16 protein-coding genes are annotated in these 22,434 nt (G+C 64.3%); 7 read left to right on the top strand and 9 right to left on the bottom strand.

The genetic code is table 11. The annotated features are described in order from the left end of the window. Positions 1 to 3,309, bottom strand: coding sequence for a type VI secretion system Vgr family protein (locus tag CSQ92_RS04945; protein ID WP_099393380.1), 3,309 nt, complete (start codon positions 3,307 to 3,309; stop codon positions 1 to 3). After that, entirely contained in the window at positions 3,306 to 4,076 is a 771-nt protein-coding gene (locus CSQ92_RS04940; RefSeq protein WP_143450278.1) for a hypothetical protein, read from the bottom strand. The genes CSQ92_RS04945 and CSQ92_RS04940 overlap by 4 nt, the downstream gene beginning before the upstream one ends. Positions 4,077 to 4,293: 217 nt before the next feature. On the opposite strand from CSQ92_RS04940, the gene CSQ92_RS04935 reads away from it, so the two are divergent. The 7 genes from CSQ92_RS04935 to tssA are packed head-to-tail and all read left to right on the top strand — an operon-like array spanning position 4,294 to position 13,696. After that, on the top strand, positions 4,294 to 5,139 hold the full coding sequence (locus CSQ92_RS04935; protein WP_034788266.1) for a M15 family metallopeptidase: 846 nt from the start codon (positions 4,294 to 4,296) through the stop codon (positions 5,137 to 5,139). Between the two features lie 15 nt (positions 5,140 to 5,154). Next, positions 5,155 to 5,424 carry a PAAR domain-containing protein gene (locus tag CSQ92_RS04930; RefSeq protein WP_034788054.1) on the top strand — a complete coding sequence of 90 codons (270 nt, stop codon included), beginning with the start codon at positions 5,155 to 5,157 and terminating at the stop codon, positions 5,422 to 5,424. Positions 5,425 to 5,455: 31 nt separating this feature from the next. Then, entirely contained in the window at positions 5,456 to 6,904 is a 1,449-nt protein-coding gene (locus CSQ92_RS04925; RefSeq protein ID WP_099393378.1) for a hypothetical protein, read from the top strand. Between the two features lie 46 nt (positions 6,905 to 6,950). Next, a complete protein-coding gene (tssM, locus tag CSQ92_RS04920) occupies positions 6,951 to 10,856 on the top strand; it encodes a type VI secretion system membrane subunit TssM (RefSeq protein WP_099394579.1) in 3,906 nt (1,301 codons plus the stop codon). Next, entirely contained in the window at positions 10,853 to 11,833 is a 981-nt protein-coding gene (gene tagF, locus CSQ92_RS04915) for a type VI secretion system-associated protein TagF (protein ID WP_070279356.1), read from the top strand. The genes tssM and tagF overlap by 4 nt, the downstream gene beginning before the upstream one ends. Before the next feature lie 2 nt (positions 11,834 to 11,835). Then, complete coding sequence (locus CSQ92_RS04910; protein WP_099393377.1) at positions 11,836 to 12,630, top strand: OmpA family protein; 795 nt, start codon at positions 11,836 to 11,838, stop codon at positions 12,628 to 12,630. Positions 12,631 to 12,649: 19 nt separating this feature from the next. After that, complete coding sequence (gene tssA / locus CSQ92_RS04905) at positions 12,650 to 13,696, top strand: type VI secretion system protein TssA (RefSeq protein ID WP_099393376.1); 1,047 nt, start codon at positions 12,650 to 12,652, stop codon at positions 13,694 to 13,696. 65 nt (positions 13,697 to 13,761) lie between these two features. Here tssA and CSQ92_RS04900 read toward each other — a convergent pair whose 3' ends face one another. The 7 genes from CSQ92_RS04900 to CSQ92_RS04870 form a co-directional block, all read right to left on the bottom strand. Continuing rightward, entirely contained in the window at positions 13,762 to 15,912 is a 2,151-nt protein-coding gene (locus tag CSQ92_RS04900; protein WP_099393375.1) for a T6SS phospholipase effector Tle1-like catalytic domain-containing protein, read from the bottom strand. Positions 15,913 to 15,947: 35 nt separating this feature from the next. Next, positions 15,948 to 16,448 (bottom strand): DUF3304 domain-containing protein, encoded by a 501-nt coding sequence (locus tag CSQ92_RS04895; protein ID WP_099393374.1) that lies wholly within the window; start codon positions 16,446 to 16,448, stop codon positions 15,948 to 15,950. A gap of 203 nt (positions 16,449 to 16,651) precedes the next feature. Further along, complete coding sequence (locus tag CSQ92_RS04890) at positions 16,652 to 16,945, bottom strand: hypothetical protein (protein ID WP_143450277.1); 294 nt, start codon at positions 16,943 to 16,945, stop codon at positions 16,652 to 16,654. 37 nt (positions 16,946 to 16,982) lie between these two features. After that, complete coding sequence (locus CSQ92_RS04885; protein WP_099393372.1) at positions 16,983 to 17,906, bottom strand: DUF4123 domain-containing protein; 924 nt, start codon at positions 17,904 to 17,906, stop codon at positions 16,983 to 16,985. Beyond that, entirely contained in the window at positions 17,903 to 20,704 is a 2,802-nt protein-coding gene (locus CSQ92_RS04880) for a type VI secretion system Vgr family protein (protein ID WP_099393371.1), read from the bottom strand. The genes CSQ92_RS04885 and CSQ92_RS04880 overlap by 4 nt, the downstream gene beginning before the upstream one ends. A 109-nt stretch (positions 20,705 to 20,813) precedes the next feature. Further along, positions 20,814 to 22,160 carry a hypothetical protein gene (locus CSQ92_RS04875; protein WP_143450276.1) on the bottom strand — a complete coding sequence of 449 codons (1,347 nt, stop codon included), beginning with the start codon at positions 22,158 to 22,160 and terminating at the stop codon, positions 20,814 to 20,816. A 7-nt stretch (positions 22,161 to 22,167) separates the two neighbouring features. Next, positions 22,168 to 22,434: a PAAR domain-containing protein gene (locus CSQ92_RS04870; protein ID WP_034788038.1), complete on the bottom strand. Its 267-nt coding sequence runs from the start codon at positions 22,432 to 22,434 to the stop codon at positions 22,168 to 22,170.

Here is a 22,434-nt window from a genome sequence, read left to right as displayed (position 1 = left end):
TCAGACTTTCACCTTCGGCAGGATGTTTTTCAGGGTAAGCGAGGCCAGCGCTTCTTTCGCATAGCGCGCCTGCGGCCCGGCGGCCGCCTCGAAGATGGTGGCATAGCGCCCGGCGCTGAAGTCTGCCGCCTGCATCGCATGGAACAGCTTTTCCTTGTCGGTCCAGTCGGGCGATTCGGTTTCCACGTTCAGCCGCACGCTGTGGCCCGGATACACGATCCATGTATGGTCCGGATTGCTCGCATAGACGGCGGCAAGCTTTTCTTCCTCCGCATCGCTGAGCTTGATATTCCCCGATGCATCGGTCTTGCCCTGCGCTACCAGCTTGTCGTCGTCGATGAAATCCATGCCGTCGGGCTGCGCGCCATGGGTGATCTTCCACGGCGTGTGCGCCAGCGCATGGCCTTTCAGCCCCGGCGTGTCTGCCAGGCGCAGCAAGAATTTCAACGGCCGCAACGCCAGTTCGGAACGCGGCAGACGGGGCAATGGATAACCGAGTCCTGTCGGCCCCAGAAAACTTTTCTTGCCTGCAAACACCGTGATCTTCCCGGGGCACTGGATCGTGATATTGCCGCCCTCGATGGTGATGTTGGCGCCGCCCGCCGTGGACAGGCGAATGCTTTTTGCCGCCGCCCAGTCGATATGCGCGCTGGCGCTGACGACATTGACCTCTTCGCGCGCCTGCACCTTGATCTCGTCGGACTGGGCTTGCACCTCGATGGGCTGGCTGGCCGCCACCAGCTGCATGCCCAGCTCGCCCTCACCCGGCTTGACCACGCCGCCCAGCAGACCGATCGCCTGGCCCGTGTGCAATCGCCACTTGCCGCCCCCGGCGAACTGCGTATCGAGCCCGCTCATCACTGTTACCGTTTCGCCATTCGACAATTGCAAATCCTGTCCAGCCACCGCGCCCAGGCCCCCCTTGGCCGCCACGGCGATGATGGCGTCGCTGCTGTGCGGCAGCTTGTCGTCGGCTGGCGCGACGGGCTTGCCGGCCGCATCGCTCCTGGCGGCCGCCACGCTGTCGCGGCTCAGCATGCCCGAGGCACTGGTCAGGAAGGCCGGCAACGGCGCGGCCTTCGCATCGAGCGTACTGCTGCCGGGCGCCGTCGCCCCCAGATGCGCCGCATAGGCCACGCCCTGGTGCGTGACGGCCGCCGCGCTGAAGGTCTCGCCCAGCTTGGCTGCCTGCTTGAGCAGCGCCATGCCGGGCGCATTGTCGCCGGCCGGGTCGCGCGCGCCGGCGCCATGGTTGAGTACATAACTGGATACCAGCAGGCCTGCGCCCGCCCGCACCGCGCCATACGCGTCCGTGCGCAGCTCGGCGCCGGCGCCGCGCAGGCTGCCGCGGTAATTGTCGGCCGCGTGGATCAGATGGCCCAGGCTCAGTTCGCTGGCCGCATGGCTGCTTTTCAGCTGCACCCGGCCCTGGCTGTCGGTGTCGTCGAACAGCAGCTGGTTGTAGCCGGCCATGCCGCCCGCCTTGCCGAACTCCTTGCTGCGGATGCCCCATTGCGCGCTGGCGTTCCGGTGCGCCGCGCTGGCCCCGGCGGCGCCATGCCATAGCGGGCTATTGCCGCCCGCCAGGTTGCCCTGGGCTGTTGCGCCATGGTCGTGGGCCGGCGCGAACAATGTCTCCGTGTCGGCCTGGGCAGCAGTGGCGCCGCCCGGCGTGGGCGCGCCGCCACCCTCGCCCTGGCCGTTATACAGCGCGCCGACGATGATGGGCCGGTCGATATCGTTTTCCAGGAACTGCACCAGCACTTCCTGGCCGATGCGCGGCAGGAACTGGCTGCCCATGCCGCCGCCGGCCGCGCGCTGCGCGACCCGCACCCAGCAAGTTGCGCCAGTCTCCTGCTGCCAGTGAAAGCGGATGCGCACCCGGCCCAGGCTGTCGCAATATATTTCATCGGCGCCGCTGGCCGCGTCATTGCCATCGGCTCCCACGACGATGGCGCTCTGGCTGCCGAAGGCGGTCGGTTTCGGATGCTGGCGCAATCCGTTCTCACCCAGCACCGGGCGCCACGGCGTAGCGGCGGGAATCGCTTCCAGATGATTGGCGTAGCCGCTGGCCACCGCCTGGGCGATCACCTGCTCAAAATGTTCGATGTGGCGCGGGCCCAGGTTCAACGTGCCCAGGCTTTCCTGCAGCAGTTCCGGGATCGGGCCGAACAGTTCGGCCAGACCTTGCCTGGCCGGCGCCGGCAGGTTGTTGACGCCCACGCTGCAAACGCGCAGCACCGTATAAGCGGGGGCCGGCGCATCGCCGCCCGCCGCCTGCAGCGGTCCCTGCGTCAGGCTGAAGCGCGTGCCGGCGCGCAAGGTGCGCACCGTCGAACGGGCAACGCAGCGTTCGCTGCGCGCTTCGATCGATTGCATCCGCAACAGCGCGTAGCGGCTGGCCTGGGCCGAGTCGGCATAGTAATACTGGCCCGGCGTATCGTAGCTTTCCAGCAGCGGCGCATGCTGGCCGCCCACCGCCGTCCGGGTCGGCACGCTGGCCGCGACCGCCTGCTTGGCCTTGTAGTCATAACTGAGCACGGTCGCCAGCGCCGTGTTCAGCGAACGCGCCGTGCTGAACGCCTGCAGCGTGTCGCCCTGCTCGCCGGCGCGCGCGCCATGAAAGCGGATGCCGCCGCCGGCCGCGCTGGACGCGTCTTCCGGCACCGCGCTGTCGCTGCTGCTGTCGGCAAACAGCACCAGGCAATGGCCGCCTTCCTGTTCCTCGAAGCGCCACGCCAGCCCTTCTTCGGTCAGCAGGCGGCTGACGAAATCGAGGTCCGACTCGCGGTACTGGCAGCAATAGCTGCGCGCCGCGGCGCCATCCATGAACGGACGCGTGTCATCGCTCCAGCGCCACCGCGCCGCCGGCGCGTAGGACTGGAACACGGACTCGACGATCTCGATCACGCTCTTGTCTTGCCAGACTCTGCTGTTACGCACCTGGCCCAGCCGCCACAACCAGGGCGTCAGGCGCAGCCGGTAGCGCGCCAGGCCGCCCATGCTGCCCAGCATGGCCGCCTCGCTGACGTGGCCGCTGAAGCTGGCGCGGCTGCCATCAAACAAGCTCACTTGCAGCGTGGCCAGCTTGCCCAGCATGGGTGCCAGCGCCAGCTGCGCGCTGGTCGACAGCACGATGACATCGCGCGCGCCGGGCGTCTGCAACTGCTCGTCGCAGGCGAACGCTTCCACCAGCAGCGGGTCCGCATCCTGCGCGCTGTCGCCTTCAAGCTTGATTTCGTACAAGCGCGTGATGCTGGAGAACGCTCCCAGCGCGGCGCCCACCTGGTCCAGCTGCGCTGCGCTCATTGCGCGCCTTTCGACGCAGCCCTGGCGGCCTTGCATAGCGGCTTGCCGGTACGGCCGGCGCAAGTTCGCTGCCGGCAGCTATCGGCGGCGGCCGGTTTCAACTTGCTGCATTGCTGTAACTGGGCTTGCAGGCTGGACGGCGCTTTTTTGGGCGGCGTGCCAGCCTGGGCATGCGACACCAGCGCGGCCAGGAGGGCTACGTCGCTTTCCTGTTCCGGCGTGGCGGCGGGCTTGGCCTTATCAGCGGGATTGAGCGGTTTGGCTGGCGGTTTTTTCTGCGGCGCGCGCGCCGGCTTGGGCGCGTTCTTCTGCGGACTTTCCAGTGCCTTGCTCAGCACATCCCTGGGACCGGGCACCGGCGCCGGGACGGGAGCTGGCAGGTCGGCGCCCAGCATTTCGCTCAAGCTCTGCCGCGGCGGCGCCGGCTGTTCCTCTTCGCGTATGCTGGCCGCGGCGGTGACGGGAGCGGTGGCCGCGGCCGGTGTTTCCGCTGCCGGCGCCGTGCTGCGCAACCCCGGGTCCTCCACCGCCGCCGTCTCGCGTTGTCCCAGCCAGGCGCCGGTGGCCAGCAACAGCAAGGCGCCGGCCAGCATGCCACCCCAGACCGGCCACCGGCTGGCGCGCCTGCCGCCAAGCGGCACGGGCGCAGGCCGCTTGCCGCCTTCGAGATGGTTGAGGATACGGCTACGGTCCGCCTCGGCCTGTTGCGCGGGCGTCAATAAGCTGGGCCGTGTCGATGGCCGCGGGCTGTCGTCATTGCTTGGCAAAATCTTAACTCCTGTCAATATTTGCAATACCTTACGACAATAAAAAAAAGCGTGACGCATGTTAGGAAATCAACAGTGTGCACCCGGCGCACAATTGAAACTAAGCCCCCGTAATTAGCAAGTTAGTAAGATATACTCAGCGGCAATATTAGCGCAAACGCTGGCACAGCGGCATTCAACTGCCCATGCCTGGCGCCTTTTTTGGAACGGGGTGGGCGTGTTTCTACTGGCGGTGGCACTCTATTTTTTACTCGCATGCCTGATCAGCTGGCTCGTGCTGTTTCCATCCGGCCGCGAACTGGTGATGCGGGCGCTGGCGACGGCCGAACGGGGCATCGGGGCGCGGCTCGAGCGGCTGGCCCGGCGCAGGAACGCCGGACTGGACACGCTGCGCCGTGGCGGCGCCAGCACCTTGCTCGGCAGCGCGGCGTTCGTGCGCCGCCATTACCTGCTGTTTCTGGGCGGTGCGGCGGTGATGTGCCTGCCACCGGCGATCGCCTTGCTGGCAGGCAGCAAGAACGTGTTGGGCGGCTACGAGGTGTCGACGCGCGAAATGAATACGCAAGTGTCGGCCCTGCTGCAAGGGGAACAGCTGGTGCCGCCAGTGGATCTGCCGCCGCTGGTGTTCGCCACCGAGGAAGTGCAGCAAGTGCGGCCGATGCTGGTATCGGCCAGCCGCAACTGGACGCTGCTCAATGCCGAATACGCGCAAAGGCTGCTGCTGGTGTTCAAGATCATGAAGGAAAAACATGGCTACGACATGGCCATCCTGGAAGGTTACCGCAGTCCGGAACGGCAAAACATGCTGGCCGGCATGGGCAGCAATGTCACCAATGCGGCCGCGTTCCAGAGCTGGCATCAGTATGGTCTGGCCGCCGATTGCGCCTTTTTGCGCGACGGCAAGCTGGTGATATCAGAGAAAGATCCATGGGCCATGCGCGGCTATCAGCTGTATGGCGAAGTGGCTGAATCGGTCGGCATGACATGGGGCGGCCGCTGGAAAATGATGGACTTCGGCCACACCGAACTGCGCGTGCCTGGTGTAATGAAAAAACAACGATGACTGGAAGGAGCACATATGGCTGGTCCCGTAATCAGATTGGGCGACAAGACATCGCATGGCGGCAGCGTGCTGGAGGCCTCGGCGGTGACGGACAGCGGCGGCATCGGCATCGCGCGCGTAGGCGACAAGGTGTCGTGCCCGCGGCCAGGCCATGGCATCTGTCCCATCGTCAGCGGCGACGCCAGCTGGATCGTCGATGGCAAGCCGGTGGCCCGCCAGGGCGACAAGACCAGTTGTGGCGCGGTGCTGATCGCCAGCCAGCAAGCCACCACGGATCAGCTATGACCTCCGGTCGCCACTGCAAGGGAGCGCACTGATGCGCCCGTGGCTTCGGCGCAGCCTGCTGATACTGGCCGTGTTCGCCTTATGCTGGGGCGGCGCGATCTGGTACTGGCGCACCAGCACGCGCATGCCATCGACGGGCGACCTGGCCGGCAGCATGCTGGCATTGCCGCTGGCGCTGCTCATCAGCTGGTGGCTGGGCAAGAAACTGGTAACGAGGCTGGCCGCGCCGGCTGCGGTGCCGGCGCTGTTTGACGCCGCCGACGGCGACGCCGGGGCGCCCGGCAATGACCCTGCGCCGCGCGCGCCGCTGCACCTGGCCGCCGCCGCACTGCGCATGCCGGGTGGCGCCTCGGCGCCGGAACTGGCGGCCGCGCTGCTGGACAAGCAGCAGCGTCCCGAACTCGATCCGGAACTGACCGACGCGCAAGGCTACCCGGTGATGAGCGCCCGCGTGGCGGACCTCGATGAACATGGCCAGAAAGCCCTGCTGGACGACTGGCTGCAGACCCGTCCGGCCGATACGGCGCCGGGCGCAGCACCGCATTTCGATGCCGAACACCTGCGCGCACTGGCGCTGGGCGCCGAGGTATTGACCGAACTGATGCAGGAAGCGGCGATGCACGCGCAGCTCGACGACTACCAGGCGGCACAACCGGGATCGCGCGCCGCGCTGCCGTTGCCGACCCTGCAACTGCATCTGCTGTTGCCGCCCGATTGGAACAAGCCGCAGCGCGACACGGGCGCCGCCTGGCTGCACGGGCAGGCGCAACAGCAAGGCTGGCCTGCCGACAAGCTCAGCGTGCACCTGGCCAGCGACAGCGGGCCGCTGGCGCTGATCGAACAGCTGGCCGCGCAGGCGGCCTTGCAGGAGCTGCCGTGCCTGGCCATCGTGCTGGCCTGCGGTTCGCATATCGGCGAGCTGACCGTGCATGACTGGACCTCGCGCGGCCTGCTGTTCAATACCGGCCAGCCGGGCGGGCAGATTCCCGGCGAAGGCGCGGCCGGCCTGCTGCTGGCCGATGCGGCCCAGGCGGCGGCGCTGCAGGCGGACACGCCGGTACTGCTGCACCATGCCAGCATGGCCGTGCGCGGCCAGTCGGCGGATGGCCGCGGCCATGGCGATGCCACCTTGCTGGCCGAGCTGGGCGGCAAGGCGATGTCGGCGGCGTCTGTCGCCCCGGACGCGATCACGCGGCTCTACGCCGATGCCGACCAGCGCTCCAGCCGCATGATCGAACTGATGAACAATGCCGGCACGCTGCTGCCCGATATCGATCTCAGCAACGACGTACTCAGCGTGGCGGCGGCCTGCGGCCAGAGTGGCCATGTAGCCACCCTGGCGGCGCTGGTGCTGGCGCGGCACGAGGCGGCCGAGAATGCCAGCCAGGTGCTATGCCTGAGCAACCTCGACGCCTTCCACCGGGCCGCCGTGGTAGTGGGTCCGGAAGCCCTTGCCCCTGAATCCCTCGCCGCGACATGACCCCTTCCTCCACCATGCCTATCAACCTCTCGCCCCTCATACTATGATGCAACGATTCTGGCATTCCATTACTACCCGTTTCAGCCTGTTCGCCATCGGCTTCGTGGCGCTGGCCGCGCTGCTGGTCAGTTGCGCCGTCATCTTTGAATGGCCGCTGGTATGGATCGTGCCGCCGCTGGCGCTGGTCCTGCTGGTCGCCAGCGCGGTATGGTGGCTGCAGCGCAGGCGCCGCCAGCGCGACGCCGCCAGCTTCGGCGGCATGCTGGAACAGCAGACGGCCGGCGCGGTACCCAAGGCGGGGCCCACGCAGCGCGAGGAAACCGAAGCCATCCGCAAACGCATGCTCGAAGCGATCGGCACCATCAAGACGTCCAAACTGGGCCAACTGTCGGGCGACGCCGCCCTGTACGAGTTGCCCTGGTATATGGTCATCGGCAATCCGGCGGCCGGCAAGAGCACGGCGATCGCCAATTCCGGCCTGCAGTTTCCTTTTGCCGACAGCAAGATCGTGCAAGGCATCGGCGGCACCCGCAATTGCGACTGGTTCTTCACCACCGACGGCATCCTGCTCGACACGGCTGGCCGTTATTCCGTCAACGACGAAGACCGTGCCGAATGGTTCGGCTTCCTGGCGCTGCTGAAAAAACACCGCAAGCGCGCGCCGATCAACGGCATCATCATCGCCGTCAGCATTGCCGAACTGACCGGCAGCCGGCCCGAATTCGCCATCAACCTGGCCAAGAACCTGCGCCAGCGGGTGCAGGAGCTGACGGAAAAACTGGAAGTGCACGCGCCCGTCTACGTGGTGTTCACCAAGGCCGACCTGATTACCGGTTTCAACGAATTTTTCCAGGACACGGAACGGGGCGAACGCGACCGGGTATGGGGCGCCACCCTGCCCTACAGCCAGACCAGTTCCAGGCAGGACGTGCTGGAGCAGTTCGACCAGCGTTTCGACGAACTGTATGACGGCTTGAAAGAGCTGAGCCTGGCCAGCATGGCGCTGCAGCAGCAGGAACGCATGCCGCCGGGCGTGTTTACCTTCCCGCTCGAGTTCAGCGCGATCAAGGGGTCGCTGCGCGCCTTCATCGCCACCCTGTTCGAGGAAAACCCGTTCCAGTTCAAGCCCGTCATGCGCGGCTTCTATTTCACCAGCGCGCTGCAGGAAGGCATGTCGGTATCGGCCTCGTCGGAACGCGTGGCGCAGCGCTTCGATTTGAAATTGCAGCCGCAGCAGCAGAACGCGGTACAGGACCAACACGGCTATTTCCTGCTCAATCTGTTCCGCAAGGTGATCTTCGCCGACAAGGAACTGGTCGCCCAGTACGCCAGTCCGGCCAAGACCCGCGTGCGCTACGCCACTTTCTTTGCCGCCACCGCGCTGGTGGGCCTGGCGCTGGCCGGCTGGAGCTGGTCTTACATGGCCAACCGCCAGCTCGTGGCCAACGTGCAGGCCGACCTGGACCAGGCGATCAAGGTGCAGGACAAGCGGCTCGACCTGCAATCGCGTTTCGAAGCGTTGGAAATCATGCAGGACCGGATCGAGCAGCTCGATTCCTACCGCAACAGCCGGCCTGTCTCGCTGGGCTTGGGCCTGTACCAGGGGGACTTGCTGGAACGCAAACTGCGCGAAGAGTATTTTTCGGGCGTGCGTGAAGTGATGCTGGCGCCGGTGTCGCAATCGCTGGAAGCCTTCCTGGCCGAGGTCAATGCCGGCGCCAGCCGCTTGCAGCCGATGGCCAGCACGCCGCAGTCGGGCGCGGTGTCGGCCAGCGCGGCCGCCACCCTGCCCGCGCCGGCCGGCACCCTGGCGGCACCGGTAGCCGCCACGCCGACGGCGGCCCTGGCCAGCGCCCCGGCCGCCGCGCCGCCAGCCACGGCCGCCGCCGTCAACCTCGGCGCGCAGCAGTTCAAGGATGCCTCGCCGGCCAATGTGGAAGACGCCTATAACGCCCTGAAAACCTATCTGATGCTGAGCGACAAGTCGCGCGCCGAAGCAAGCCACTTGAATGACCAGCTGACCCGCTTCTGGAGAGTCTGGCTCGACAGCAACCGCGGCAGCATGCCGCGCGAACAGATGATACGCAGCGCCGAACGCATGATTTCGTTTTACCTCACCCAGATCAACGACCCGTCCTGGCCGCAGATCGACAGCAAGCTGGCGCTGGTCGACCAGTCGCGCGACAGCCTGCGCCGCGTGGTGCGGGGCATGCCGGCGCGCGAACGCGTGTACGCCGACGTCAAGGCACGCGCCGCCACGCGCTTCGCCTCGATGACGGTGGCGCGCATCGTCGGCGAGCAGGACAAGGAGCTGGTGCTGGGCAGCTACGCCATTCCCGGCACCTTCACGCGCGACGCATGGGAACAATTCATCCAGCAAGCGTTCCAGGAGGCGGCCAACCGCGAACTGCAAAGCGCCGACTGGGTGCTGAAAACGGCGTCGAAGGACGACCTGACGCTGGAAGGCAGCCCGGAGCAGATCCAGAAAGCGCTGGTCGAACTGTACAAGACGGATTACGCCAAGGAATGGCAGAAATTCATCCAGGGCGTCAGCATCCGCGAGTTGAACGGCTTCGACAATGCGGCGGCGGCCATGAACCGGCTCGGCGATCCGCAAACCTCGCCGATCAACAAGCTGATCGAAACCGTGTACAAGGAAACCTCGTGGGACAACCCGTCACTGCTGGGCCAGGGCTTGCAGCGCGCCCAGCGCGGCGTGATGGGCTGGTTCAAGGAAACCATCCTGCGCCAGAAACCCTCCGGCATCAACGTCAACATCGGCAGCGGCGCGCCCGCCGCCGGCGCCTTGCCGATGGGACCGGTGGGTCGCGAATTCTCCGGCGTGGCCCGCCTGGTGGTTACCAAGGACAAGGATGCATCGCTGATGCGCGGCTACATGGAAGCGCTATCGAAGCTGCGCGCCCGCTTCAACCAGATCAAGAACCAGGGCGATACGGGTCCCGGCGCCAAGCAGTTCATGCAGCAGACGCTGGACGGCACCGGCTCGGAACTGGCCGATGCGCTCAAATACGTGGATGAACAGATGCTGACCGGCATGACCGATGCGCAAAAGCAGGCGATCCGGCCGCTGCTGGTGCGTCCGCTGATGCAGACGTTCGCCGTCATCATCAAGCCGACCGAAACGGAAATCAACAAGGTCTGGCTGGCGCAGGTGCTCGAACCGTTCCAGAAAACCCTGGCGCCCAAGTATCCGTTCGCGCCCGCCTCGGGTAGCGAGGCCAGCAATGCCGACATCGGCCAGGTATTCGGACCGGAAGGCAGCATCGCCAAGTTCTTCAATACCACCATCGGCCCGCTGGTGGTGCGCCGTGGCGATTCACTCAGCGCCAAGACCTGGGCCAACATGGGCATCGGCCTGGCGCCGTCGGTGGTGGCCAGCTTCCCCGGCTGGATCGCTCCGCTCAGCGCCAACGGCGTGGCCACGGCGGCCGGCGCCGGCGAAGCGCAAACCCGTTTCGACCTGCAGGCGCTGGCCGCCACCGGCGCCACCGAGTACACGATCGAGATCGATGGCCAGGCGCTGCGCTGGCGCGGCCAGCCGCAGCCGTGGATCCATATGGTCTGGCCGAATCCGCAAGGCACGCCAGGCGCACGCATCAGCGCCATCACGCCGGAGGGCCGCACGGTCGTGTTGCTCAACGAACCCGGCCATTTCGGCCTGAAGAAAATGATCGATTCGGCCAAGCGCAAGCGCAAGGATGGCGGCGTATTCGAATTGAGCTGGGAAAACAGCGGCGTGAGCGTGGCGGCCAACCTGAAGATCGTCGCCACGCCGGCGCCGCCCGCGGCACCGGCCACCGCCTCGGGCGCCGCGGGCTTCCGCGGCCTGAAGCTGCCGGAAGTCGTGGCCCAGAGCGTACCGGCCGTGAATGCGCCTGGCGCCGCCCCCACCGCCACCGGCAATGCGGCCAGCGCCGCCGTCGCGCCATGAGCCGCACCACCGCCACCCCGATCGGCTATTTCGGCAAGCTGCCCAGCCGCGGCGACTTCGTCAAGGCCAGCGACAACCCGGCCCTGCTGAAGATCCTCGACGACTGGCTGGCGCAGGCGATGGACCTGCTCAGCGCCGACGCGCGCTGGAAGCTGACCTACGATGCGTTGCCGCCCATGCATTTCGCCTTCATCGGCCCGCGCCGGGGACGCGCCATCGCCGGCCATATCGCCGCCAGCAGCGATGCGTCGTCGCGCCGTTTCCCCTTCCTGATGATGAGCACCATGGAAGTGGACCAGCCGGCCGCGTTTGTCGCCAACAGTCCGCTGGTGCTGTCGCGCCTGTGGAACCGTTGTGAGGCGCTCAGCAACGACATGCGCGGCCCCGATGCGGGCAACGCGCTGCACGCGGCCAGCCATGCCAGCATCGACCTCGACCTGCGTGCCGCCGCCTATGAAGCCACCTTCAACGATTTCCTCGACATGCAGACCGTGGGCGAACTCGACGCGCTGCTGGCGCCCACCGGGTTCACGGGCACGGTGCGGCAGGTGCTGCTGGCACTGGGTCTGCTGCTGCAGCCGGTGATGGCCAGCAGTTCCAGCCGGCTGGAGAAAAGTCTCGAATTGCCGCTGCCGGCCGACCCGCTGTACCGCAACATGGTGGCGGCTTTCTGGATGCACCTGATCACGCCGTTCCTGGCGCGTGCCGACTTCGAGCTGGCGCTGTTCATCACGCGGCTGCGCGGCCGGCAGACGCTGGTGCTGGGATTTTCCGGCGCGTCGGCGCAGACCCTGCATGTACTGATGAACCCGCAGGCGGCACTGGAACACCATATCGCGTTCGACGACCTGGAGTGGGTCGAGGAACACGTCGGCAACGACTACGCGATCAAGAAAGTGTCGACCTATCTGGCGCAAGCCAACCTCTCGCTCAAATCGGCGCACGATTCCCTGCGCGCCGCCTTTATCGGAACCTGACCATGCGCGTATCCCGGATCGTTCTCTTCCTCGGCATGGCGCTGGCCGCCATGTCCGCTTCAGCGCAAGCGCCCATCTCGATACCCACGGCCGCCACGCCGCAACCAGGCCAGGTGCTGGCCGCTGGCACCGTGCCTGACGAAGCGAGCAAGGCCGCCGTGCTGGCGCGCCTGCGCGAACTTTACGGCGCCGACAAGGTGGTCGACCAGATCGCCGTCGGCCAAGTGGTGCTGCCTGCCAACTGGAACGCCTATGTGCAAAAGCTGCTGTCGCCCAACCTCAAGCAGATCAGCCGCGGCCAGCTGAAAATCGACGGCAGCGTCGTCAGCGTGCGCGGTGAAGTGGCCAACGAGGCGCAGCGGCAAAAAATCGCCAGCGACATCGCCACCAGCCTCAATCCCACCTACAGCGTCAACAATGGCCTGCGCGTGTCGGCCAGCGAACAGGGCGTACTCGACACCACCCTGGCCAACCGCACCATCGAGTTTGAAAGCGGCAAAGCCACCTTGACGCCATCGGGCCGCGCCATCCTCGATGAAATGGCGGCAGCCATGCAAAAACTGGCCGGCCGCAAGGTCGAAATCATCGGCCATACCGATAACCAGGGCTTGCGCGCCAGTAACCAGAGCCTGAGCCAGGCGCGGGCCGAGGCCGTCAAATTCTACCTGGCATCGAAAGGCATCCACGGCGACCTGCTGACGGCCTCGGGCCAGGGCTCCGACCGGCCGATCGCCAGCAATGACACGGCGGACGGGCGCGCCCGCAACCGGCGCATTGAATTTCGCATGGCGCAATAATCATCCATCAGGGGACCACATGTTTTCAGCCGAACAATTATTACTTCCAATTAGCAATGAACAACCGGCAGGCGTGGACCTGGCGTTTTCGCCCGAACTCGACGCCATTACCCTGGCGCGCAAGTTCGACGATCCCACGCTCGACCAGGGCGAATGGGTCGCCGACCTGAAGGAAGCCGACTGGGACTTCGTCGTGCGCAGCTGCGCCGGCCTGCTTGCCGGCAGCAGCAAGGATCTGCGCCTGGCCGTCTGGCTGACGGAAGCGGGCACCAAGCGCCACCACCTGCGCGGCATGGCCGAAGGCTTGCTGGTGCTGGCGGGGCTGTGCGAAAAATTCTGGGACCGGGGCCTGTTCCCGGAAGCCGAGGATGGCGACCAGGAGCAGCGCATCGGCAACCTCAGCTGGATACTCTCGCGCATCCCCGCGCTGCTGCGCGAGGTGCCCGTCACGGGCGGCCCTGGCGGCGCCTTTTCCACCATCGATTTCGAGACGGCGCGGCGCCAGGCCGCCCCGGGTGATTCCGCCAGACAGCATGAGGGCGTCAAGTTGTCCGATATGGAAGCGGCGCGGCGCAACAACTCGGCCGCCTTCTGCGCCAGCTTCGCCGTCGACGCGCAAGATTGCCTGGAAGCGCTGCGCAAGCTTGAAAGAGTCGTCGACGCCCGGCTGGGCAACGACAGCCCGGCCTTCTCCACGGCGCGCGAAGCCGTCGAAGCGATGCTGCGCGTGATGCCCGCCGGTGCCGGCGCGGCGCCAGCCGTGCCTGCCGCAGCAGCGGGCGGCACGGCCGTTGCAGAAAGCACGATGGCGCCGGCCCTGCCAGCGGTCCCGGCCGGCCCGCCCGGCGCCATCGCCACCCGCGCGCAGGCGATCGAGCAACTGCGCGCCGTGGCGCAATTCTTCCGCCGCAGCGAGCCGCACAGCCCCGTCTCCTATTTTGCCGACAAGGCCGCCAATGCGGCCGACCAGGATTTGCACAGCTGGCTGCGCACGGTAGTCAAGGATCCCCATTCGCTCGCGCATATCGAAGAACTGCTGGGCGTGCAACCGCCCGGCAATGGTTAAGCGTATGCCCCCTCCCCCTTGGCGGCGCATCTGCCGTCGCCGAGGGTGTTCTACCTGCCTCGGTCTTATTTCGCTTTTTCCCGTTCTTCCTCGCGCCAGCGCTTTTCCAGCTGCGCCTTCCACTCGGCCTCTGCCTTCGCATATTTCAAGATGACCTTTTTTTCGGCCTGATAATAAAGCCGCGCTTCCTGGCTGGCTTGCTGCATGGCGTTTTTCGCGGTCTTGACTGCGCGGTCCAATTTCTTTTCCGCCTCCACCCCGGCATCATGCACTTCGTGACCGGCGCGGGTGGCGCCATCGACGATCATCCGGCTCGTTTCCCTGTACGTTGCCACCGCCTGCCGCTCCAGCCGTTTTTCGGCCTCGGCCACCGCCTTCGCGGTCGCGGCAACCTTTCTGCGCGCTGCCCGGTAAGTGCTGACCGTATAGCCATACAACTTCTGGAAGTAGGTCACGGCCGCGTCGCCTGCTGCCTTGACGGCCTTCAAAGATTCATTGGCGATATTCGACATGTTCGAATAATCATCGCTTTGCACGAAAACGTTGCGGAAGCGGCCATAGCCGCCGGTCAGCCATACCGGTTCGTGCTTGCCCAGGATGCGAAAGCCGGCGCGCGAATCGTGCACATAATCTTCAAACAGCGTGACGCAGCCGGCCGGCGGCTGCGCGCCTTCCGTCATGATTTTCAAAAACCGCTCTTCCCAGTCGCTTAACGGGTCTTTGCCGTCTTCGACAAACAGCATGCCAGCCGGGCTGACGCGATTCAAGACCGTCTTGGCACGTTCATTGAGCCACCCCGCCACGGTTGCGTTGGCCTTCTTTCGTTCGCGCCAGGAGCGCAAATATATCCCCAGATCGGTGTCGGCCTCCAGCAAGTCTTTCTGGCCCGGCTTATCCGACTCCTTGAAAAAGCGCTTGCTCTTCAATTGCGTTTTTCCCTGCGCGTGCAACATGCCGCGCCAGCGCAGATATTGTTTTGTATGCGCCTCGGTAAAGGTCTTCACGTCCGCGCCCTTGATGCCGTTATGGGTCAGCCAGTTGTTGTAGGAGGCGATCAGTCTTGGGTCGGTGGAAAAAGACTTTCGAACGGCAACACGCTGTTTCTCGTTCATTTCATTGATCGTCAATAACGGCACTCCCGCTTTGAGGGCGGCGAAATGCATGTCGATCAACGGTATCTGCGACAAGTGAGGTGAGGGCCCCCAGGCCGGCATGGATCTGCCCTGCTCTCCCGGGTAATAACCGCCGCCCACATCGGAATGCATGCCGGGATATCCTACATTACCCCGTCCAGTTGCCGATTCCAACGGGAAACTCGCGCGCTGTTCATGCAGAGCAATAAAGTGGGCACATTCTTCGACAACTGGATGGATGCTCTGCGTTCCATCTCCCCACGCCATATGACCAAAGGTGACTGGCGTCACATCACCCACACCTACTGCCGCAACGGTATCAAAAATTCCCAGGAAACCTATCCGAATGGGTACGCCGGCAAGCTCAAATGCGCCATTTTCCCGTTCAAATATCTGATGCAGCCAATGTGCACTGGCACGCGCTTCGGCAGCGCCACGGGAAAAACCGAAAATGGAAACATTAATTTGCTTTACCTTGCGCTGATGGGTTTTCACGACCTTTGCAAGACGCTCTTCCAGAGCAGTCAACATCGTCCAGCGCCGCACGCCCTCTTTACCCAGCAGCATCTGAGAACTCATCAAGTTAACCAGCACCCGCTGTGCGTCGGACTCAATTAAGTTGGATCCGGTCAAGTATGAATGCACTGCATTGAACAGCGAGGTAATACCCCAATTTATTCTATCGGCGCCCATAAAGCCAAATCCACCGCCAGCATTATCGGTAAGGGTTGAAATAGTGTCACCAATAGCAGCAAACGGAGTTCCTACACCTGGCATGTAGACACTAAAATATCCATTTCTCTCTTGCTCAAGATGCGCATCCCACAACTTGGCAACGTTGCTGTGCTTGTTACGTTGCCGTTGTGTAAGATTTTTCGGATTGACAACCGGATCAACCTGCCTCCACGCAGCATTATTTCCGCTCCCATCATAAAACAGCCCGATATAAACTTGCCCTTGGCATTCAGTTTTATGAGGTGATCTAATACATGCCATGGCTTTGGCACGTTGTGACGATTCTTTTGCCGTGAGCCTGCGACGCCCATCCAAGGGTGCTTTACGTCCAGTATAAATAATAGACATTTATATAAGCTCCATGAACAATTTTGAAGTTGGAATTACTCCCATATAATCTCCAATGGCACGCCTGGCTCAAGCTCTGTCTCCTTGCCCGAGAGTGGATACTTTCTATGTCCCAATGCATATTTAGTCACAAATACCTTGTAATTTCCATTATGCAGAAAATGTACTATAAATCTTCCAGCGTCGCTCGAGACATACTTAGGCACGGGAACGGTTTTTTCCACACTAATTTCTTTTCCATTTTTTATGGTGCTCATGCGGATTGTTGCCGTCATCCCCGGTTGCCATACGGCTGGAATTGAAAGGCAACAGGTATATCCACCGCCACCAGCACCCGCATCGAGATAACCCACTTCCACTTCCGACCCTGTCGACAAGGTCACTAAATAACCCCCGATCCCGTGTTCGGTATGATTGTATCCACTTACATTGACTGGCAACATCATCTTTTCCTTGCCACATGCCGCATTTGAAAATGCCATAAAAATACATAAAAATACATTGAGTAAATTTTTCGGCAATGGTTTTTTTATCATGTGATCTCCTGAAATTCGCCGGCCAAATAAATCTTGTGATTAAAATTACATGAAATCAATTTCAAGAATCATTATCCCTTTGGCTCATACGACTCCCACAACGGCGGCCCCGCTTCCCAAACGGTTTTCGGCAAGGCTTGCAGCGCGTCGTAAAAAGCATCGAGCGATGCGGGTGGGTTTTTCATGAATGCAATAAACAAGGGCTATTCCATGGCCTTGCCGGAGGTATATAGCGCCAGCAAGACGTACTGCGTTTGCCGGTCGAGGTCATCGATCCCGGCATCGAGCGCCCGCTGCTGGTATTTCGCGACAAAGGCGTTCAGCACGCGCGGCGGCGTGTCATTGGTTTCATCGGTGATCACGCGCCGCAAATGGCTGACCAGGTTGGCGGTGTCGGCCGGTTTCAGCTTGGCGTGCTTCTCCGTGCTTGACGCTTGCGGCCCGGCTTTTACCGTTGTCTGCGCCACGACGTTGCCGCAAGCAAACGCTAAGGCCAAGGCCAAACTCAGGCACAGTGCCAGCGCCGGCAGCCGGTCAAGCTTCAACCTGTACGCCCCATAAAGGTGGGCCGGCTTCCCATACGTCGTCGGACAAGGCTTGCATGGCTTCATAAAAACTTTCGATAGAGGTGGGTGGGTCTTGCATCAGGGCGATGAAATCGGGATGTTCAATGCCTGCGCCGGACGTATACAGGGCCAGCAGCAGGTATTGCGTCTGGCGGTCCAGGTCGTCGATGCCGGCGGCCAGCGCGCGCTGCTGGTAGCGGGCGACGAATTCGTACAGCAGCCGGGGCGGGGTATCGCTGGTTTCGTCCGTGATCACCCGCCGCAAATGGCTGATCAGCGTATCGGCGTCGCCGGCATCGACCAGCATGCCGTATTGCGCATCGTCCAGGTGGATGAGCGGCGAGTCCATGAGCGCAGCGTCCGGTGCAGCACCGGCAGTGTCGACCTCCAGCAGGACGGCAACGTCGCCAAAACGGTTGATGTACTGCAAGCTCAACAGCCCAGCCACGAACTGCTCGCGCTGCAGCGGCTCCAGGCAGGCCAGCCAGACGGGCAGGATGCGCGTGTCATACCAGCGCAGCATCATCTGCTGCTCGTCGCTCAGGCCGACGGCGTGAAACTGGCGCAAATGCCGCGCCAGTTCGGGCAAGGGCCATGGACTTTCCATCCAGCTCAGGCAAGGCGCGCCATAACCGAGCTTTTCGGCCCAGTCGCAGACTTTTTCCAGCATGGCCGGCGCAAGGCCGGACAGCCGTATCAGCAGGGGCGCGATCTCGGGCAGGCTCGCTTCGTGGGTTTCCTCGAACAGCGACGCATATGGCACTTTCCAGCGCTGCAGCGTCAGGTGGCTGTTTTCGGCTTGCGCGCTGTCGAGCAGCAGATAAGGCAGGCGTTGCCGCTCAAGACTGGCCCGGACCCAGTTGTGCAATGCTGAAACGCTGTCGGGTGTCACCGCAGCACTCCCGCTGCGCCCTGTTGCATGGCGCTCAAAATGCAGCTTTTGCACGTGCTCGATGGCAGCGGCGGCATCACATACGGTGCGCGCGTGGGGCCGACAAAACTCTTCTTGCCTGCAAACACGGTGATCTTGCCAGGACACTGGATGGTGATGTTCCCGCCCTCGATGGTGATGTTGGCGCCGCCCGCCGTCGACAGGCGGATGCTTTTCGCCGCCGCCCAGTCGACATGCGCGTTGGCGCTGATGACGTTGACCTCGTCGCACGCCTGGAGCCGCAAGGTGTCGCCTTGCGCCTGCGCGTCGATGGTGCCCTGGGCGGCGATCAGTTGCACCCCGGCATCCCCCTCCCCGGCCTTGACGGCACCACCGAGCATGCCAATGGCCTGGCCCGTGTGCAGGCGCCACTGCCCGCCGCTGCTCCATTGCGTGTCCTGCCCGCTCATTAGGACGACGCTCTCGCCATTGGCCAGTTGCAGGTCCTGCCCGGCGATCAGGCCCAGGTCAGCCTTGGCGGCAATCGCGATCAGCGAGTCCTTGGTGTGCGGCAATTGTTCGTGCATGCCCGCCACGCTGGCCTGCACGGCTTTCAGGGGCGCCGCCTGCTCGTCGAGTTCGCTGGCATTCGGTGCGGTGACGCCCACATGGCTGGCGTAGGCGACCGTTTCGTGCGTTTTGGCGGCAGCGCTGAAGGTGTCGCCCAGCATCACTGCTTGCTTCAATAGCGCGATGCCGCCGGCATTGTCGCCGGCAGGATCGCGTTGCGACGCGTCGTGCCCGAGCAGATAGCTGGTCACCAGCAAGCCCGCCTTGGCGCGCACCGCGCCATACGCATCGGTGCGCAGCTCGGCGCCGGCACCGCGCAGGCTGCCGCGGTAATTGTCGGCACCGTGGATCAGATGCCCCAGGCTCAGCTCGCTGGCCGCATGGCTGCTTTTCAGCTGCACCCGGCCCTGGCTGTCGGTGTCGTCGAACAGCAGCTGGTTGTAACCGGCCATGCTGCCCGCCTTGCCGAACTCCTTGCTGCGGATTCCCCATTGCGCGCTGGCATTCCGATGCGCCGCGCTGGCGCCTGCGGCGCCATGCCACAAGGGACTGTTGCCGCCCGCCAGGTTGCCCTGTCCCGCTACGGCGTGATCGTGTGCTGGCTGGAAAACGCCAGCGTCGTTTTGATCGCGCGCAATACCGCCCGGCGTGGGCGCGCCGCCGCCCTCGCCCTGCCCGTTGTACAGCGCGCCGATGATGACGGGACGGTCGATATCGTTTTCCAGGAATTGCACCAACACTTCCTGGCCGATGCGCGGCAGGAACTGGCTGCCCATGCCGCCGCCGGTCGCGCGCTGTGCCACGCGCACCCAGCAAGTCGCGCCCGTCTCCTGTTGCCAGTGGAAGCGGATGCGCACCCGGCCCAGCCTGTCGCAGTAAATTTCATCGGCGCCGCTGGCCGCGTCATTGCCATCGGCGCCGACGACGATGGCGCTCTGGCTGCCCAGGGCGGTCGGCGTGGCGTGCTGGCGCGCATCGTTGCTGTCATGCACCGGACGCCACGGCGTGCTTGCGGTGATCATCTCGATGCAGTTGGCGTAACCGCTGGCTTGCGCCTGGGCGATCGCGGCAGCGACATCGGGAAATCCTGCGCCCCACTCTGCCACGGTTTCTTCCAGCAATTCCGGTATCGGGCCGAACAGTTCCGCCAATCCCTCCAGCGCAGGCGCCGGCAGGTTGTTGACGCCGATGCTGGCCACGCGCAGCACGACATATTCGGACGCGGCCCCATCGGCCTGCGATAACGGTCCCTGCGTCAGGGTAAAACGCGTGCCGGCGCGCAGGGTGCGCACGGTCGAACGGGCCTGCCACAGCTGGGCGCGCGCTTCATGGGCCTGCATCTGCAACTGCGCGTAGCGCTGTGCCTGGGCGGCGCTGGCGTACCAGTACTGGCCCGGTGTATCGTAGCTTTCCAGCACCGGCGCATTCTTGCCGCCAAGCGCGATGTTGGCCGGCACGCTGGCGGCCACGGCCTTTTTCGCCTTGTAGTCATAGCTGAGCACGCTGCTCAGGCACACCTGCAGGCTGCGCCGCGCACTCAAGGCTTGCACGCTGTCGCCCGGCTCGCCGACGCGCGCGCCATGAAAGCGCAGTCCGCCCGCCTGTGCGCTGCTGGCGTCCTCGGGCGTGGCGCAGGGCTGGCTGCTATCGGCGAACAGGACCAGTGTGTGCGCCTCGAAGCGCCAGGCGATGCCCTCTTCCGTCAGCAGCCGGCGCACGAAATCGAAATCCGATTCGCGGTACTGGCAGCAATAGCTGCGTTCGCCCGCGTCCTGCATGAAAGATGCGACCTCGTCGCTCCAGCGCCACAGCGCATATGGCGCATATGCCTGCAATACCTCGTCGACGATGGCCGTCACGCTCCGATCTTGCCAGACGCGGCTGTTACGCACTTGCGTCAGCAGCCACAACCAAGGCGTGATGCGCAGCCGGTAGCGCGCCAGGCCACCATTGCTGCCCAGCATGGCCGCCTCGCTGATGTAGCCGGAAAACTGCGTGCGCGTGCCATCCGCCAGGCTGATATGCAGGCTGGCAGGCTGGCCCAGCAGGGACGCCAGCGCAACATGGGCGCTGGTCGACAAGGCGATGATGTCGCGCGCGCCGACCTCCTGCAGCCGTTCGTCGGCGGCAAAGGCTTCGACCAGCAAGCCGCTGTCCGCGTCCTCGCCGAAGGTCAACTCGTACAGCCGCGTGGCGCTCGTGAAAGCGGCCAGTGCATCAGCAATCTTGTCGGTCGAGGTGGATGACATGCGATTCCCGTCAGTCGTTTACCACGATTTGCATATTTTGCAATTATTGTAGCGAGGAATGTATATCGCAGGAGCGCGATTGAAACCATTGCATGTGCACCCTTGCCGCTCAGGCGGGCATTACCACGACGCCAGCGCACTGTCCACCGGTGGTGCCGAGCGCCAGCGCCGGTTTTTCACTGGCCAGTTCTACCGCCAGCGCAAGATGGACCAGATCGGCTGCAGCGCCGAAACTGCCTGCCGATTCCATGGGGCTCATCCGCTGTTCCAGCGGGTCGAGACCGGCCAGCAGCTGCAACATGGCGGCAACCACGGCCATGCTTGCCTGCGGGCGGTGATCGGCATCGCTGACAACATGGGCGATATCGGCGGCGTCCATGCCCGACGCCATGAGCGCGGCGGACATCACGCTATGCACGGCGGCGTACGTCGCGGCACCCTGCGCGGTGCTGACCGGTCCCAGTATTGCGGCATGCGCCCAACCCTGCTCCGGCGCCCTGTCCGGGTTCCACAGCACGATGCCGCCCGCGCCTTCGGCAGGAATGAAGCCCTGCGGCGCGCTGGCGGAAAACACCTGTCCCAGCGCCAAGGCAGGCGCCAGTTCCTCGGGGTCCAGCAAGCTGTCGGCGCCGACGATGATGGCGCACACGGCAGGCTGGCGAATGCCGTGCTGCAGGGCCGACAGTACCGTGAAAAGACAGGCTTCGCCGGTCGCCATCGGCTGCAAGACATAGGGCATGTCACGCCAGGCCGAATGCTGCCATGCCCGTGCAAAGACTGCGCCCTGCGCCGCGCCGCCGGATATCGCATCGGGCGCCAGCCAATACACGCTCACCGGGCCATCGATGCGGCGAACCAGGCTGCCCTGCTGCGCATGCAGGTCGTCAAGGATGGCGGCGAGCAGGGTCATCACGCGGGGGAGACGCAGGCGCGTGCCGGCGGCATGTCCCATCGCACCGAGGTCGAGGGGATCCACGATACCGGCATGGGCCGGGTAGCCGGACGGGTGCAGGATCGCCTTGTCAGGCTTGAAGACTTGCTTGCGCGCCTTGCTGCCTTCGGCCGTTTCGGTCACGGCACCATGGGGCGTCAGCGCGCTCCAGGCACCGATATGCAGGCGCACCAGGGGAATCGGCGGCGCCGGCGGTTCCTGCGGCAGCTCCTGCGCCGGCGCCGGGATCGCCGTGCTGGCAGGCAAAGACGGCACGGGTCCTGGGGTTGCCAGAAATTGCAGGCCTGTCCAGCCCAGAAAAGCCAGCAGCACGGGCGGTGCGCAGAGCATCAGTATCGCGCGCCCACCCGACAAATCCAGGCGCGATGGCGCCACGCTTGCCAGCAGAGCAATCCAGGCAATGCCGACAATTGCCAGCACAAGTATCCACAAGATTATCCTGAACACCAGCCGGCGGCGCGGACGGTGTACGGGCGGTGCTTGCGGCAAGGAAATATCGCTCATGCTCCGCCTACCCTATCGTGGCCACGGGCAGGCTGGCGATCAGCGCGCAGCCGCAAGCGCTTTTATGCCCATGCAGCGCCACCTTGCGTCCGCCGATACTGAATACGGCACTGCCCTCGATGATCGGATTGCTGCCATGGCCCGGCAATGGACACGCGACCATGTCGCCCACCCTGGCGATGCCGATGCCGCGGATCGTATGCACGGGAGAGGCGCTTGCCACGACGCCGCCGTGGGTCGTCTTGTCGCCGAGCCGGATGATTGCGAGCGCCAT

The organism is Janthinobacterium sp. BJB446 (genome assembly GCF_002735655.1).
Lineage (GTDB): Bacteria > Pseudomonadota > Gammaproteobacteria > Burkholderiales > Burkholderiaceae_D > Janthinobacterium > Janthinobacterium lividum.
Note: the sequence above shows the minus strand (reverse complement) of the source record. Positions and strands in the feature narration are given on the sequence as shown.